This window comes from Hungatella sp. L36, from assembly GCF_014288035.1.
The window spans coordinates 26,108-39,423 of record NZ_JACOPC010000006.1; the positions used below are offsets into that span (position 1 = coordinate 26,108).

A 13,316-nucleotide genomic window follows, 5' to 3' on the forward strand; every position below is an offset into this window, starting at 1 on the left:
CGAAGTATAGTATCTGCTTTCTTCTCTCATTTTAATCACATCAAATGGCATTTCTGTGCGATTCTTACCAGTTTCGTACCGCCGGGCATACCGGCAAGCTCTGTCTCGTCCACGCAGCGCAGCTTCAAAAGCAGGACGCCGTAGACCATAACCGCCACCACAATCGCCAGAAGCACGCCGATGGTGTTGCTCTTGACCGTCATATGAACCAGCTTGTAAACGCCGTAAGCCGCCCCGCCCATGATACCGGAGGCGATGGTCGGAAGAATGAACGTCTTCTTCATCTCCTGCCTGTAATTTAAGAACCGTCTGATGGAAATTCCATTCAGGATGCACATGAAGAGCGCAAACAGAATGTTGGAATATACCACACTGTAGATCCCCATCTTAAATCCGAACAGCATAACGCAGAGCACAAGGATATGGAGCACAAGCGAGATCACTGCGTTCTTAAGCGGTGTCTGCATATGGTTGATTCCCTGCAGAACGGCGTTGGTAACCGTAGACAGGGAGAAGAATACGACAGCCAGCGAACCGTACATCATCATGCGGATCAGGTTGGTGTTATCGTAACGGCTGAACAGCAGATTACACACGGGGCCTGCGAGCACGGTAAGTCCTACCGTGGCCGGAATCGCGATCACCATGGAAAAGCGAATGACCATGGATACCTTGCTCACGATCTGTCCGCGGTTTTTGCCTGCCACCGCCCGCGACAGGGACGGAATCAGGGAGGAGGCCAGCGAATTGGCTATCGCCACCGGAATATTAAACAGCAGGTGGTACTTTCCGGCATAGACGCCCCAGGTTGAGACGGCCTCCGACGCTCCCATTCCGAGAAACGCCATTCCTTTCCCATAGATGCTGTTATCGATGACCGTACTGATGTTGTAAGCCACGCTGCTCATCACAATGGGAAGAACGGTCATCAGCAGAACGGAAGAGATCTCTCCGTAGCTGTCTCTCCGTCTGGTCCGGTCACGCTTTGCCTGCCTCATCATGACAGGCCGGTAACTGGCCATCAGAAAAAGCAGGAACAGAAGCCCTGCCACCGCGCCCGCGCCTGTACCGATGGTGCCGCCGGCAGCTCCGAAGGCAAAGGAAAATTCCGTGGTTTCATGCACCAGGTTTGCCTTTAATCCTGCATTGAACAGCCGTTCCGCCGCCACAATACTGATAACGGCATTGATAATCTGCTCAAAAATCTGCGAAAGGGCCGTGGGAATCATCGTCCCCAAGCCCTGAAAATATCCGCGGAACACGCCGAGATACGCGATGACCCATATGGTAGGAGCCAGCGTCTTAAGCGCGTATCTGGTATACGGCATGTTTAAGAAACGGGTAGCAAAGAAATCAGCGCCGAACCATAAAACCGCGGCTCCGATCCCTCCGACTACCGTGCCATAAAACAGAGCTGCCTTTAAAATACGGACCGAATTCTTATACTCTTTCCTGGCATTCTTCGTCGCGATCATCTTCGAAACAGCCGTTGGAAGGCTGTAGGAGGAGACGATCAGCAAGATAGAATAGATGGTAAAAGCCGAACTGTAGTATCCGTTTCCCTCATCCCCCAGAATGTTGGCAAGGGGAATCCGGTACAGCATCCCGATCAGACGCACAATGATTCCCGCCGCCGCAAGAATCGTTCCCTGTATGATAAAATTTGACGCGCCCTTTTTCTCAGGCTTTTTTCTGCTTCTGCTTGTCCTGTTATTTTCCATAAACCTCTACATTTGAGGAATCCTGTGCGGAAATAACGCATATCCACGTCTTTCCCTGATTCAGAATCACCTCGTTATTCTCCATGTCGTAATAATGTGTCAGGCCGAACTCCCCGTCCTTCGTCCACTTCACCGGAATCGCCTTCCCCTCCGTGGCATAGAGCCCGTAGGAGTCGTCGTGGACGTTGATATCCAGATAATCCGTGGTGGCGTAGTGCCCTGACGGGCAGTACTGGAAAAGAATATTCTTCACGGCGATCGGGCCTTCATTGCCCTTATGGGCCGCTCCGTACTGATACCGGTAGTATAAGCCGTCGCTCTCGTTATATTCAAACCACGGCTTATTCATCACGTAGCCCGGATAGACCCTGGCTGCTTCCATCACACTGGGCGCTCCGTCCAGCGTCACCTCATGGCCCGTTTTCGCAAAGCGGTAATGGCCCTTGTAATCCGCGCTGTAGCTCTCTGAGTATCCCAGCTGGGCGATCGCCTTGTTCAGCCGTTCTCCGCTGGAATACGCGTTGTGAGGTGATTTACGGTCCTTCGTCCTGTAATACGCCACGGTGCCGATTCCATCCAGCCCGTTGATGTTGTCCACATTGGCCAGATACGGCTTGGCAAAGGTGCTCTGCCCGTAGTGAGCGTAAATGGCGTCAAACTCGCGGGCAAAGTATGTATAATACGTCCGGCAGCTTCTCACGGAACCGATTCTGTCCAGATCGTCGTAATTCTCGATAATGGCCATGTAACGGTTCATGCCGCCCTCCACAGGGGCCTCATACACAATATCCGCACGGTTGATGCCGTACTGCGGCAGCGACGCCTTGTCGTTGCTCATCATGATGGCGATGGGCCTGCGGTTTCCGATAGCCGCATCGACCATCTCGCCGGTTAAGTAGCTGCGGATCTTTCCATCCTGCTCGGTGCGCTCCTCGAAGGTATACCAGTCGCCGGATTCCACAGCCTCCTCCGCAGGCGCCTCCGTGGTAGTCTCAATCTTAATCTCTTTCGTAGGGGCGGGCGTGGTGTCCGTCTCTGCCGAGGCGTCCGTCACAGCCACCTCCTGATATTTTCCCTGGCATCCGGTCACCGCTCCCATCAAAAGGAGCAGTCCGGCCGCACAGAACCATGCCCGTTTCTTCATCGTTCGTATCCCCCTCGTTTCAGAATCTCTTCCTGCTTTTTCTCCATGACGAGACGTTCCTCATCCACCATGTGATCGTAGCCGCACAGATGCAGCATGCTGTGCGCCACTAAGAAGGCCAGCTCCCGCGTCTCGGAATGGCCGTATTTTTCCGCCTGTTCTTTCACCTTGTCCACGGAAATGACGATGTCTCCCAGCAGCAGCTCCCCTGTCTCCGGATTGAAGTAATCGCTTGCCATGTCTTCCAGACGGTCAAAATCCGACGGGCTGTCGTAGTCGGCCATTGGAAACGACAGCACATCGGTCGCACGATCGATCTCCCGGTATTCTTTATTGATCTGACGGATGTCCTCGTCATCCGTAAGGAGCACATTCACCTCCGCCTCATAAGGGCAGTTCTCATAATCCAGTGCCTCGTTCACCACAGCGGTGATGATCTCCTCGTACGGAAGCTTTAACTCCTCTTCCGTCTCATACTCAATATGAATCGTCATAACGTGCCTTTCTGCCTCCGGGGGCTTTTGTTGTCTTTCGTTCTTTCTCTGCAGGTTTTTTCTTCGTCTCGTATTCGTCGTAAGCCTGTACTATTTTCTGAACCAGCGGATGGCGCACCACGTCGCTGCTGTTTAAGTAACAGAAGCCGATGTCATCGATGCGTTTCAGCACGCGGACCGCGGTATCCAGACCGGATACAGCTCCGGCCGGCAGATCCTTCTGCGTCTGGTCACCGGTGACGATGACCTTGGAACCGAATCCGATTCTCGTCAGGAACATCTTCATCTGCGCCGGCGTGGTGTTCTGCGCCTCATCCAGAATTATATAGGCGTTGTCGAGTGTACGGCCCCGCATGTAAGCGAGGGGCGCCACCTCGATCAGCCCTTTCTCCGCATTGTGTAAGTAGCTCTCCGCACCCATGATCTGATACAGCGCATCGTAGAGCGGCCGTAAATACGGATCGATCTTGCTCTGTAAATCGCCGGGCAGAAAGCCCAGCTTCTCTCCCGCCTCAATGGCCGGACGTGTCAGGATAATCCGGCTTACCTCGCCGTTTTTAAAGGCCTGAATCGCCATGGCCATGGCAAGGTACGTCTTGCCGGTACCGGCCGGGCCGATTCCGAATACGATCATCTTTTTCCGGATCTGGTCCACATACTGCTTCTGCCCCATGGTCTTCGGCTTCACCGGCTTGCCTGTAATGGTCCTGCAGATGATGTCCTTGTCAATCTCCAGAATCTGTCCGTCGCTCTCCGAGAAGGACAGGGACAGGGCATAATCCACATTCTGCTCCGTGATCGCATTTCCACGCTTCGACAGCTCGATCAGATTATTAAAGACGCTCTTCGCCTTCTGCACCATCTGTTCCGGGCCGATAATCTTCAGCGCGCCGTCGCGTTCGATCATGGTAACATGAAGAGTCCTCTCTATTTTCTTCAAATAGCTGTCAAATTGTCCGCAGACATTCTTCTCGTGTTCAGCCGGTATATCTATGATTGTCTCAATTACGCTCATTGGACTCTTTCGTCTCCTCTTGTTCCTGATTAATTGGTATCTCTACGCTCGTCCGTTCCACCACGGGTTCCTCCGCCACAATATCGATGGCAATTTGGCATAAAGATTCATTATCTAGTATTTTAACATGATTTTCCAGAATTTGTACCCCTTTTTCCAATAAATTTTTTTTCAAATTCTCGTTGATGGTTTCAGCCGCCTGATTTTTCTCCTCCTCCGTGTAGGGGCGCTCGTAGGAAATGTACTCTTTGGCCGTGATATCGCCGAGATAGACGGGCAGATAAAAATTCTGAAACAGGTGAAGCTGATCCTCTTCCATGGTCACCTTCCAGGTGGTTCCCTCCTGCTTCGGGCGTATCAGCATCAGGGAATACTGAAATACCTTCGCATACTTCCCGCGGCGTATTCTCCCGGTTTCCACGTCCACACGCTTAAACAGCGGCATCTGCCTCGTGATATGGTATTCCGTCCGCGCCGTGATATCCGCGTCGGAATGGACATAGTGCGTGTTCATGATCTCCTCGCCGTCGCCGATGACGTGGAGCGTGCCGCTCACAAGCACATCGCCCTTCTTTACCTCATCGCCCACGGAAACCGCCGGAACGCCCTGGCGCACGATCATGGAGGTAATCACGCCGTCCTTTGACGCCACGATGTCGCAGGGTGACTCATCCTTTGCGGGTATTTCAGAGAGGACCTCGTTCTCCTTTATCTTAACCAGAAGACGTGTTCCCGATACCCTGGCCGACACCCAGGTAATTTCCGGAAATGCGCTTCGCAGCGATTCTTCCAGGGCGTCGCAGTCGATCTTCGATTTTATCATGCCATAGCGGATATCCTCTGTTTCACAGTATTTCAAAAGGGTGTCATACGTATACATGTGATTTCCGTCAAACTCGATATCCCAGATAAAGATGGAGAGTATGTAAAGCAGGGCAAAAAAGGACACCATCCCGGCCGCGTAGAGCTTTCGCTTCCTGTTTCTGTATAAAAAAAAAGGAAGTCCAAACTTTCCCAGTACCTTAAGTCTGACCTTCGATTTCCGGACAATGGGTTTTATCTTCCTAAACCCTTTCACGGTCATATAAAAGCGATAGGAATGGCCTGTATCGGACACTCCCCAGATTTCTATCTCATGAACGCTGCACATATTAAAGAACCGTTCCGGAGAAAATCCCGTCATCTCCACAAACAGATAACCGGACATCCGGTGGTTAAGCCATGTTACAATCACGCTGGTACCTCCTTGTTTTTCTATCCTTATTCAAACTCCATGGATTTGATGAGTCCGTTAATCTTCATCTCCTCATTCGTATAATATTCAATCACAAGGCGGCTTCCCGATACCGCCACGCGGCACGTCTTTGCCTGGAGCTTGATCAGGGTATCTGTATAGAGAATGATGCCGCGGTAATTTTCAATCACAACACTGTGGCGCCCCAGAAAAGATACCAGCACTTCGCCCAGGACCACATCCTTCGGAAGCTTTAAGTTCTCAGCTGCACTAAACTTCATCTCTTCGAACATATCGTTTCTGCCTTTCAGCCAATGATATTATACTATATGCAAAAACGGCGTCCGATTATGCAGGGTAACGTGAAAGTAAACATGAAACAAAGAAATCCCTGATCATAAAATGACCAGGGACTAACCTTGTTTGACTAATCAATTATTAGTTATATTTACGTTTTCTTGCAGCTTCAGACTTTTTCTTACGTCTTACGCTTGGCTTTTCGTAATGCTCTCTCTTACGAATTTCCTGCTGGATACCTGCTTTCGCACAGTTTCTTTTGAATCTGCGTAAAGCGCTATCTAAGCTCTCGTTGTCTTTAACGATTACATTTGACATAGCTCACACCTAACCTCCCTCCAGTTGTGTACTTGTGCATAATACAACTGTTTGGGTATTTTATAGCACTGATATGATTATAGCATAATTTTCCCATTCGTCAAGGAAAATTTCATTTTTTTCCGGGAAAATTCTTACTTATTTCATCTGGCCTTCCACTACTTTATAAACCTCTTCCAGGCATGCGTCAACTCCGGCAGGATTCTTGCCGCCGGCCTGGGCCATATTTGGCCTTCCACCGCCGCCGCCGCCAACAAGTCCTGCGACAGCCTTGATTAAGTTGCCTGCATGGGCACCCTTCTTCTGCGCTTCCTCCGTAGCGGTTGCCATTAAGTTCACTTTTCCGTCCATGACGGAAGCCAGTACGATCACGCCTTCACCCAGCTTATCCTTTAACTGGTCTCCCAGGTTTCTTAAGCCGTTCATGTCTACATCGGCAACCTTCGTAGCCAGAACCTTGACACCGCCGATCTCCTTCACCTGGTCCATAACATCTCCCAGGGAGTCCTTGGCCAGTCTGCTCTTTAGCTTCTCATTTTCAGAATGGAGCGCTTTGATCTCCTCAAGCATGGCTTCAATCTTGGCTGTCAGTGTCTGAGGCGTGGCCTTCGCCGCCTTCGCCGCCTCGTGAAGCTCGGTCTCCGCATCCTGATAATACTTCATCAGGCCGTCGCCCGTCAGGGCTTCGATTCTGCGCACGCCGGCTGCGATTCCCGTCTCAGATAAGATCTTAAAGGAGCCGATCACGCCTGTATTGGAAATATGGGTACCGCCGCACAGCTCCGTGGAGAAATCCCCCATCTTCACCACGCGGACATTATCCCCGTACTTCTCGCCAAACAGAGCCATGGCGCCTGACTTCTTCGCCTCATCAAGGCTCATAACCTCTGTCTTTACATGCAGCGCTTCTTTGATCTTCTCATTGACAAGGCATTCCACCTTTTTAATCTCATCCGGTGTCATGGCGGAGAAATGAGTGAAGTCGAAACGAAGACGGTCTTCATCCACATAGGAACCTGCCTGCTCCACGTGCTCGCCCAAAACGGTGCGGAGCGCCTTCTGAAGCAGATGGGTCGCGCTGTGGTTCTTGCCGGTGCTCATACGGCTCTCTTCACAGACCTTTAAGGTGACTACATCGCCGATCTGGAACATGCCCTTCTTCATCCTGCCCACATGGCCGACTTTGCCGCCCTGTAAATGAATGGTGTCTTCCACCGCAAACTCGCCGTTTACGCTGACAATCACACCCTTATCGCCCTGCTGGCCGCCCATGGTGCCATAGAACGTAGTCTCTTCCGTCACAATCGTACCGGTCTCGCCATCCGTCAGTGCTTCCACCAGATCCGTCTCTGTCGTCAGAGCGGTAATCTTAGAATCGCAGGCAAGCTTGTCGTATCCGACAAATTCCGTGGTGAGCGCAGGATCGATGGACTGGTACACCGTCACATCAGCGCCCATGTAGTTCGTGGTCTTTCTGGCCGCTCTGGCCTTCTCACGCTGTTCCTGCATGGCCTTCTTAAAGCCATCCTCATCGATCTCAAAATGCTTCTCTTCCAGAATTTCTCTCGTTAAATCCAGCGGGAATCCGTAAGTATCATAGAGCTTAAATGCATCCTCACCGTCCAGCACCGTCTTGCCTGAGGCGGACATCTTCTCTTCCATCTCGCCGAGAATGGCAAGTCCCTGGTCGATAGTCCGGTTAAACTTATCCTCTTCCTCAGTCAGAACCTTTAAGATCATGGCTCTCTTCTCTTCCAGCTCCGGATATCCGTCTCTGGAAAGCTCGATTACGGTCTTGGAAAGCTCCGCGAGGAATCTTCCCTCGATGCCGAGCAGCCTTCCGTGGCGGGCCGCTCTCCGAAGCAGACGGCGCAGCACGTATCCGCGTCCTTCGTTGGATGGCATGATGCCGTCGGAAATCATAAAGGTGCAGGAACGGACGTGGTCTGTGATCAGACGAAGGGAAACGTCAACCGATGCATCCTTCTGATACTCCGTGTGGGCAAGCTCTGCAACCTTGTTTAACAGAGCCTTGATGGTGTCCACATCAAAGATGGAATCCACATCCTGAACCACCACGGCCAGACGCTCGAGACCCATGCCGGTATCGATATTCTTCTGGTCCAGTTCCTCGTAATTGCCGTGTCCGTCATTCTCGAACTGGGTAAATACGTTGTTCCATACTTCCATGTAACGGTCACATTCACAGCCCACGGTGCAGCCCGGCTTTCCGCAGCCGTACTTCTCCCCGCGGTCATAATAGATTTCAGAACACGGTCCGCAGGGGCCTGCTCCATGCTCCCAGAAGTTGTCTTCCTTGCCGAAGCGGAAGATACGTTCCGGGGCAATGCCGATTTCCTTATTCCAGATATCGAAAGCCTCGTCGTCGTCTAAGTAGACGGATGGATATAACCTGTCCGGATCCAGTCCTACAACCTCTGTCAAAAACTCCCAGGACCAACGGATCGCTTCCGTCTTAAAATAATCTCCAAAGGAGAAATTGCCCAGCATCTCAAAGAAGGTGCCGTGACGGGCAGTCTTTCCCACATTCTCGATATCTCCGGTTCTGATACACTTCTGGCAGGTGGTCACACGCTTTCTCGGCGGTATCTCCTGTCCTGTAAAATATGGCTTTAAAGGCGCCATACCTGAGTTGATTAACAATAAGCTGTTATCATTATGCGGAACCAGGGAGAAGCTTTTCATCGCCAGATGTCCCTTACTCTCAAAAAATTCAAGGAACATTCTCCTCAGTTCATTCACACCTGTCTTGTTCACGTTACTGTCCTCCGTTAGTTATTTACTTTCTTCTGTCACACTGCCTGCATTCTTCGCATCCTTGTAGTCTCTGTACTTCTTGCCGCACACGATTCCCCCTCCTGCCACTGCAAGGAAAAACAGAAACTTGATTGCTGTCTGCAGAAAACTTGCTAAAATTGCTGTCATAGATTCAACCTCCGTTCTTAATACATTAGCCAAACTCATTGTACTATCCTATCATATCGAATTTTATTTATCAAGATGTTGCCGCCGATTTTCTGTGATATTTCCTAAATCCACACGGCAAAGCCGTCATACTGGTGCATGCCTCCGCCATGGTGCAGTTTTCCTTCCGCATGAAGCGTCAAAAATGCATTTTTTACCTCTTCCAGAAACTCCGGCCGCAAATCGGGATCGTGGTGGCCCGGAAACACCCGTGTTACCGGAAGCGCCGATACGCGTTCCAGGGAGGTTCGATACGCCTGAGGATCGGTTGATGGATAGTATGCGAACAACGTGCCCTTATATACGAGGTCGCCCGCAAAAAGCCAGCCTCTCTCCTTCTCGAAAAAACACATATGGCCCGGCGAATGGCCCGGCGTGTGCAGCACATTCACTGATCTTCCTCCGATGTCAATAATTTCATCATCCTTAAGTACTCTCGCTGGCCTTCCCTGAAAGATTTCATACGCATCGGCCGAGAATCCCTCCGGCAAATCACACCGCTCTGCAACGGATTTTCTTACCTGTTCAACCGGCAGGGGAAATCCTCCGGAAAGCCAGCTCACTTCCTCCTCCTGCACGTAAAAATCCGGAAAATACCGGTGGCCGCCGATATGATCCCAGTGAATGTGGGTGGCCACGGCCGTGACAGGCTTATCCGTCAGCCTGATCACTTCCTCATAAATATTTTCAATTCCAAGACCTGTGTCGATGAGCAGACTCCGTTCACTGCCGTTCAGCAGGTAGGCGTGTGTCTCCTCCCAGTGCCTGTACTCACTGATCATAAAGGTATCTTCACCAATCGTATCGATTGTAAACCAGTTTCCCACGTCATCCTTCCTCCCTTTTCCTTTGTATCGCCGGCGGTTATTTTCCCAAAAAATCGAAGTCCCCATACAGAACCGGTACTCCTGTTCTGTATGGGGATTCTTTTTCTTCTAACCTTCATTCTCCGCAGGCAGCGAGTTAATATACGTTTCCACGAGATCGTACGTCCTTGTTCTCGTGGTCTCGGCCTGGGAGGCCGTGTATTCGACGCCTTCCAGAGAACCGCCGCTGTACTTTCTCGCCGCTTCCTCCGCCTTTGTATCCCGGCTCTTCATCCAGGTCTGCTGCTCACTTTCCAGCTTTCCCTTCGCATCCTCGTCCAGTCCATTCATGATTTCCGCGTAAATGGTGTTCATCTCGATGTTCCAGAGCTTAAACTCCTTCTCGGCCAGCGTCTTCATGGAATACGTAGTGGAATCAGAGGATTCGCTGCGCATCTTCTGTACCTGGGCATCCAGCTCTGCCAGACGCTTTTCGTAGTAGGCCAGCTTTTCCTCCTCGTCGCTCTGAAGCACTGCGCTTCCGCCCGGACCTAACGGTGATATGGATGGGGCTGCCGCCGCTGCCGCATCCGCCTTGTTTCCCGCTCCTGCTGCCGCTGATTCCGGGACCGCTTCATCCGCGGCCTCCTTATCCTCATCCATCAGAATGGATTCCGGAGCAGGCACCGCCGCTCCCTCTGCCGCCATCATCCGGGAGGAAGCAGGTTCCGGTACCGCCGCCCCGGCGGCCGCTTCATCCGTGTTCCCGGATACTGCTCCTTCTTCCCCGGCGGGGACTGTTTCTTCCATACGCTTCCTGGCTGCGGCGGGAAGCTCCGTGCCCGCTCCCTCCGTATAGGCCTGCGGCATGCCGCCGCCCGCTGTCGTCCCGGGCATCTGCGTCACCGCGACGGTATCCAGAGAGCCGCCGTTCTGCCGGATAAATCTGCTGGTCGCAAACGTCACCGCGATTCCGATGATCAGGATGGCAGCGATTACAAGCCAGATTCCTCTATTTTTATTCATGATTATCATCCTAACATACTTTGATAAAATTACCATATCATAAATAAAAAAGAAAGGAAATAGGGTACGTTAATTAGTAAGAGATTGTAAGAGATACGTAAGTTTTACAGGCCTTCATCCACCATTAAGTTGTCCCCATCCGCGGCAGTGGTCGCCAGTGTATCACACCGCTCATTTTCCGGATGGCCGGCATGTCCCTTTACCCAGCAGAAGGTGACGCGGTGGGGTTCGATGGCTTTTAAAAGCCTCTCCCACAGGTCGATATTCTTGACCGGGCCGCTCTTGCCGCGCTTCCAGTTGTTCTTCACCCAGTTATCGATCCAGTGCTGGTTAAATGCATCCGTCAGATACTTGGAATCCGAATACAGCTCCACCTCGCAGGGCCGGTTTAACGCCTCCAGTCCCGCGATCGCAGCCATCAGCTCCATACGGTTGTTGGTCGTCCTCACATATCCGGCCGACAGCGTCTTCTCATGGAGCTGCCCTTTGGAATCCGTGAACTGAAGCACAGCTCCGTAACCACCGGGTCCGTCCGGATTTCCTCTTGCAGCTCCATCTGTAAACAATAGTACTTTTCCCATCTTATGTCACTCTCCTAGCTATCTGTCCCATTTATCGCATAATGAATTGATCTGGTCTGCGAATTTTGCCAGATCCTTGTTGGCTCCGCCCTCGTTGTGACGGATCACCGACAGCAGGCGCTCTCCGGCAGCCAGCAGACGCGCATAGACGCCTACCGCCCGCTTCGCCGTCTCCACCGTCTTCGTCACGACGACTCCGGCCCTCTGCTCCAGCCATCTGCCGGAGGCCAGGTCGTAAACGGAGCCGGAAAACGGCGCCTCCGCCTGATATCCATACTCTTCCTTTAACACCTGCCTGAAAGAATCGCACACGTCGTCATTCCCGTGTACCAGAAATACTTCCCCTGGCTTCTCCTCAAATGCATTCAGCCACTGAATCAGCCCTTCCATATCTGCGTGGGCGCTCATTCCATCCATCTTTTCAATGTGGGCCTCCACATGAATGGTTTCACCGAACAGTCTCACCTCCCGGCCGCCTTCCAGCAGGCTTCTGCCCAACGTCCCGATAGACTGATATCCCGTAAAGACGATGGTACACTCAGGCCGCCATAAATTATGCTTTAGATGGTGCCTGATCCGGCCCGCGTCGCACATGCCCGCCGCGGAGATGATGACCTTCGGTTTTGTGTCGAAATTGATATCTCTCGATTCTGCGCTGGTAATGGAGAGCTTCAGTCCCGCAAATGAGATCGGGTTGATCCCCTGCGTGACGAGCGCCTTCGTCTCCTCGTCGTAACAGTCCGCCAGATTATCCTTAAATACATTGGTCGCCTCGACGGCAAGCGGACTGTCGACATAGACCTCGAATCCGTCGTGGCCCTTCACCATGTGCTCCGCCTTGATGATGCGGAACATGTAGAGAAGCTCCTGCGTCCTGCCCACAGCAAATGCGGGAATCACCACATTGCCGCCCCGGTCCAGCGTCCTCTGGACAATATCCGCGAGAATGGAAACGTGGTCCGGTATCCGGCCGTGAAGCCGGTCGCCATAGGTACATTCCATTACCACGTAATCCGCGTTTTGGATATACTGCGGATCCCGGATCAGCGGCTTGTTCTTGTTGCCGATATCACCGGAAAATACGATCTTCTTTGAGATATCATTCTCTGTGATCCACACCTCAATGGAGGCAGACCCCAGTAAATGTCCGACATCGGTAAACCGAATGGTAAGGCCCTCCTCCAGTTTTATTATTTCATCATAATTACAGGGGCTAAACTGCTTTAACACCCCTACCGCATCATTCATTTCATACAGCGGCACTTCTTCCTGCCGCCCGGCTCGTCTGGCCTTCCTGTTCTTCCACTCTGCCTCTGATTCCTGGATATGCGCGCTGTCCTTCAGCATGATGTTGCACAAATCCGCTGTGGCTTCGGTGGTGATGATTTCTCCGCGGAACCCTCTCGCATAGATAAACGGAAGCATCCCGGCATGGTCGATATGGGCATGAGTCAGGAGCACGTAATTGATCTCCGAATAGCTCACCGGAAGCTCTGCATTCTCAAAATAGTCCACACCCTGCTTCATACCGCAGTCCACCAGAATCTTAAGTCCTGCGGCTTCTAAATAGTGGCAGCTGCCGGTAACCTCATGGTCCGCACCGATGAACATTAATTTCATTGAAAGCCCTCCTTATTTTTCTTCTGTCGGTCATTTTTCTATTATAGCATAAATTGAAACCTCGTGAAAGACCTC

Annotated in this window: 13 protein-coding genes; all 13 read right to left on the reverse strand. The window is 51.8% G+C overall.

Annotated elements, in window-relative coordinates; all coding sequences use genetic code 11:
• Window positions 1–35: 35 nt before the first annotated feature.
• Window positions 36–1,721 carry a putative polysaccharide biosynthesis protein gene (locus H8S80_RS15705; protein ID WP_002603996.1) on the reverse strand — a complete coding sequence of 562 codons (1,686 nt, stop codon included), beginning with the start codon at window positions 1,719–1,721 and terminating at the stop codon, window positions 36–38.
• Complete coding sequence (locus tag H8S80_RS15710) at window positions 1,711–2,865, reverse strand: DUF3048 domain-containing protein (protein ID WP_002603995.1); 1,155 nt, start codon at window positions 2,863–2,865, stop codon at window positions 1,711–1,713. Before H8S80_RS15710 ends, H8S80_RS15705 begins: the two co-directional genes overlap by 11 nt.
• Window positions 2,862–3,359, reverse strand: a complete 498-nt coding sequence (gene ybeY / locus H8S80_RS15715) for an rRNA maturation RNase YbeY (protein WP_002603994.1) — start codon at window positions 3,357–3,359, stop codon at window positions 2,862–2,864. The genes H8S80_RS15710 and ybeY overlap by 4 nt, the downstream gene beginning before the upstream one ends.
• Window positions 3,343–4,374 carry a PhoH family protein gene (locus tag H8S80_RS15720; RefSeq protein WP_002603993.1) on the reverse strand — a complete coding sequence of 344 codons (1,032 nt, stop codon included), beginning with the start codon at window positions 4,372–4,374 and terminating at the stop codon, window positions 3,343–3,345. Before H8S80_RS15720 ends, ybeY begins: the two co-directional genes overlap by 17 nt.
• On the reverse strand, window positions 4,361–5,605 hold the full coding sequence (yqfD, locus tag H8S80_RS15725) for a sporulation protein YqfD (RefSeq protein ID WP_181988044.1): 1,245 nt from the start codon (window positions 5,603–5,605) through the stop codon (window positions 4,361–4,363). The genes H8S80_RS15720 and yqfD overlap by 14 nt, the downstream gene beginning before the upstream one ends.
• A gap of 29 nt (window positions 5,606–5,634) precedes the next feature.
• Complete coding sequence (locus H8S80_RS15730; protein ID WP_002603991.1) at window positions 5,635–5,901, reverse strand: YabP/YqfC family sporulation protein; 267 nt, start codon at window positions 5,899–5,901, stop codon at window positions 5,635–5,637.
• Between the two features lie 145 nt (window positions 5,902–6,046).
• Window positions 6,047–6,223: a 30S ribosomal protein S21 gene (gene rpsU, locus H8S80_RS15735; RefSeq protein WP_003504099.1), complete on the reverse strand. Its 177-nt coding sequence runs from the start codon at window positions 6,221–6,223 to the stop codon at window positions 6,047–6,049.
• Window positions 6,224–6,361: 138 nt separating this feature from the next.
• On the reverse strand, window positions 6,362–8,968 hold the full coding sequence (alaS, locus tag H8S80_RS15740) for an alanine--tRNA ligase (RefSeq protein WP_207729845.1): 2,607 nt from the start codon (window positions 8,966–8,968) through the stop codon (window positions 6,362–6,364).
• Window positions 8,969–9,019: 51 nt separating this feature from the next.
• The gene (locus tag H8S80_RS15745) at window positions 9,020–9,169 is read right to left on the reverse strand and encodes a hypothetical protein (RefSeq protein ID WP_002603989.1); all 150 of its coding nucleotides are present in this window, start codon (window positions 9,167–9,169) and stop codon (window positions 9,020–9,022) included.
• Window positions 9,170–9,273: 104 nt separating this feature from the next.
• Window positions 9,274–10,035 carry an MBL fold metallo-hydrolase gene (locus H8S80_RS15750; RefSeq protein WP_117633336.1) on the reverse strand — a complete coding sequence of 254 codons (762 nt, stop codon included), beginning with the start codon at window positions 10,033–10,035 and terminating at the stop codon, window positions 9,274–9,276.
• 108 nt (window positions 10,036–10,143) lie between these two features.
• Window positions 10,144–11,040, reverse strand: coding sequence for a lysozyme inhibitor LprI family protein (locus tag H8S80_RS15755; protein WP_117633325.1), 897 nt, complete (start codon window positions 11,038–11,040; stop codon window positions 10,144–10,146).
• Between the two features lie 104 nt (window positions 11,041–11,144).
• The gene (gene rnhA, locus H8S80_RS15760; RefSeq protein WP_002603986.1) at window positions 11,145–11,621 is read right to left on the reverse strand and encodes a ribonuclease HI; all 477 of its coding nucleotides are present in this window, start codon (window positions 11,619–11,621) and stop codon (window positions 11,145–11,147) included.
• 18 nt (window positions 11,622–11,639) lie between these two features.
• Window positions 11,640–13,241 carry an MBL fold metallo-hydrolase RNA specificity domain-containing protein gene (locus H8S80_RS15765; protein ID WP_117633324.1) on the reverse strand — a complete coding sequence of 534 codons (1,602 nt, stop codon included), beginning with the start codon at window positions 13,239–13,241 and terminating at the stop codon, window positions 11,640–11,642.
• Window positions 13,242–13,316: the final 75 nt, after the last annotated feature.

What these genes read in the sequence shown, in the direction of transcription:
- H8S80_RS15705 (WP_002603996.1), bottom strand. Translation starts at nt 1,721, where the DNA reads ATGGAAAATAACAGGACAAGCAGAAGCAGAAAAAAGCCTGAGAAAAAG.
- H8S80_RS15710 (WP_002603995.1), bottom strand. Translation starts at nt 2,865, where the DNA reads ATGAAGAAACGGGCATGGTTCTGTGCGGCCGGACTGCTCCTTTTGATG.
- ybeY (WP_002603994.1), bottom strand. Translation starts at nt 3,359, where the DNA reads ATGACGATTCATATTGAGTATGAGACGGAAGAGGAGTTAAAGCTTCCG.
- H8S80_RS15720 (WP_002603993.1), bottom strand. Translation starts at nt 4,374, where the DNA reads ATGAGCGTAATTGAGACAATCATAGATATACCGGCTGAACACGAGAAG.
- H8S80_RS15730 (WP_002603991.1), bottom strand. Translation starts at nt 5,901, where the DNA reads ATGTTCGAAGAGATGAAGTTTAGTGCAGCTGAGAACTTAAAGCTTCCG.
- rpsU (WP_003504099.1), bottom strand. Translation starts at nt 6,223, where the DNA reads ATGTCAAATGTAATCGTTAAAGACAACGAGAGCTTAGATAGCGCTTTA.
- alaS (WP_207729845.1), bottom strand. Translation starts at nt 8,968, where the DNA reads ATGTTCCTTGAATTTTTTGAGAGTAAGGGACATCTGGCGATGAAAAGC.
- H8S80_RS15745 (WP_002603989.1), bottom strand. Translation starts at nt 9,169, where the DNA reads ATGACAGCAATTTTAGCAAGTTTTCTGCAGACAGCAATCAAGTTTCTG.
- H8S80_RS15755 (WP_117633325.1), bottom strand. Translation starts at nt 11,040, where the DNA reads ATGAATAAAAATAGAGGAATCTGGCTTGTAATCGCTGCCATCCTGATC.
- rnhA (WP_002603986.1), bottom strand. Translation starts at nt 11,621, where the DNA reads ATGGGAAAAGTACTATTGTTTACAGATGGAGCTGCAAGAGGAAATCCG.
- H8S80_RS15765 (WP_117633324.1), bottom strand. Translation starts at nt 13,241, where the DNA reads ATGAAATTAATGTTCATCGGTGCGGACCATGAGGTTACCGGCAGCTGC.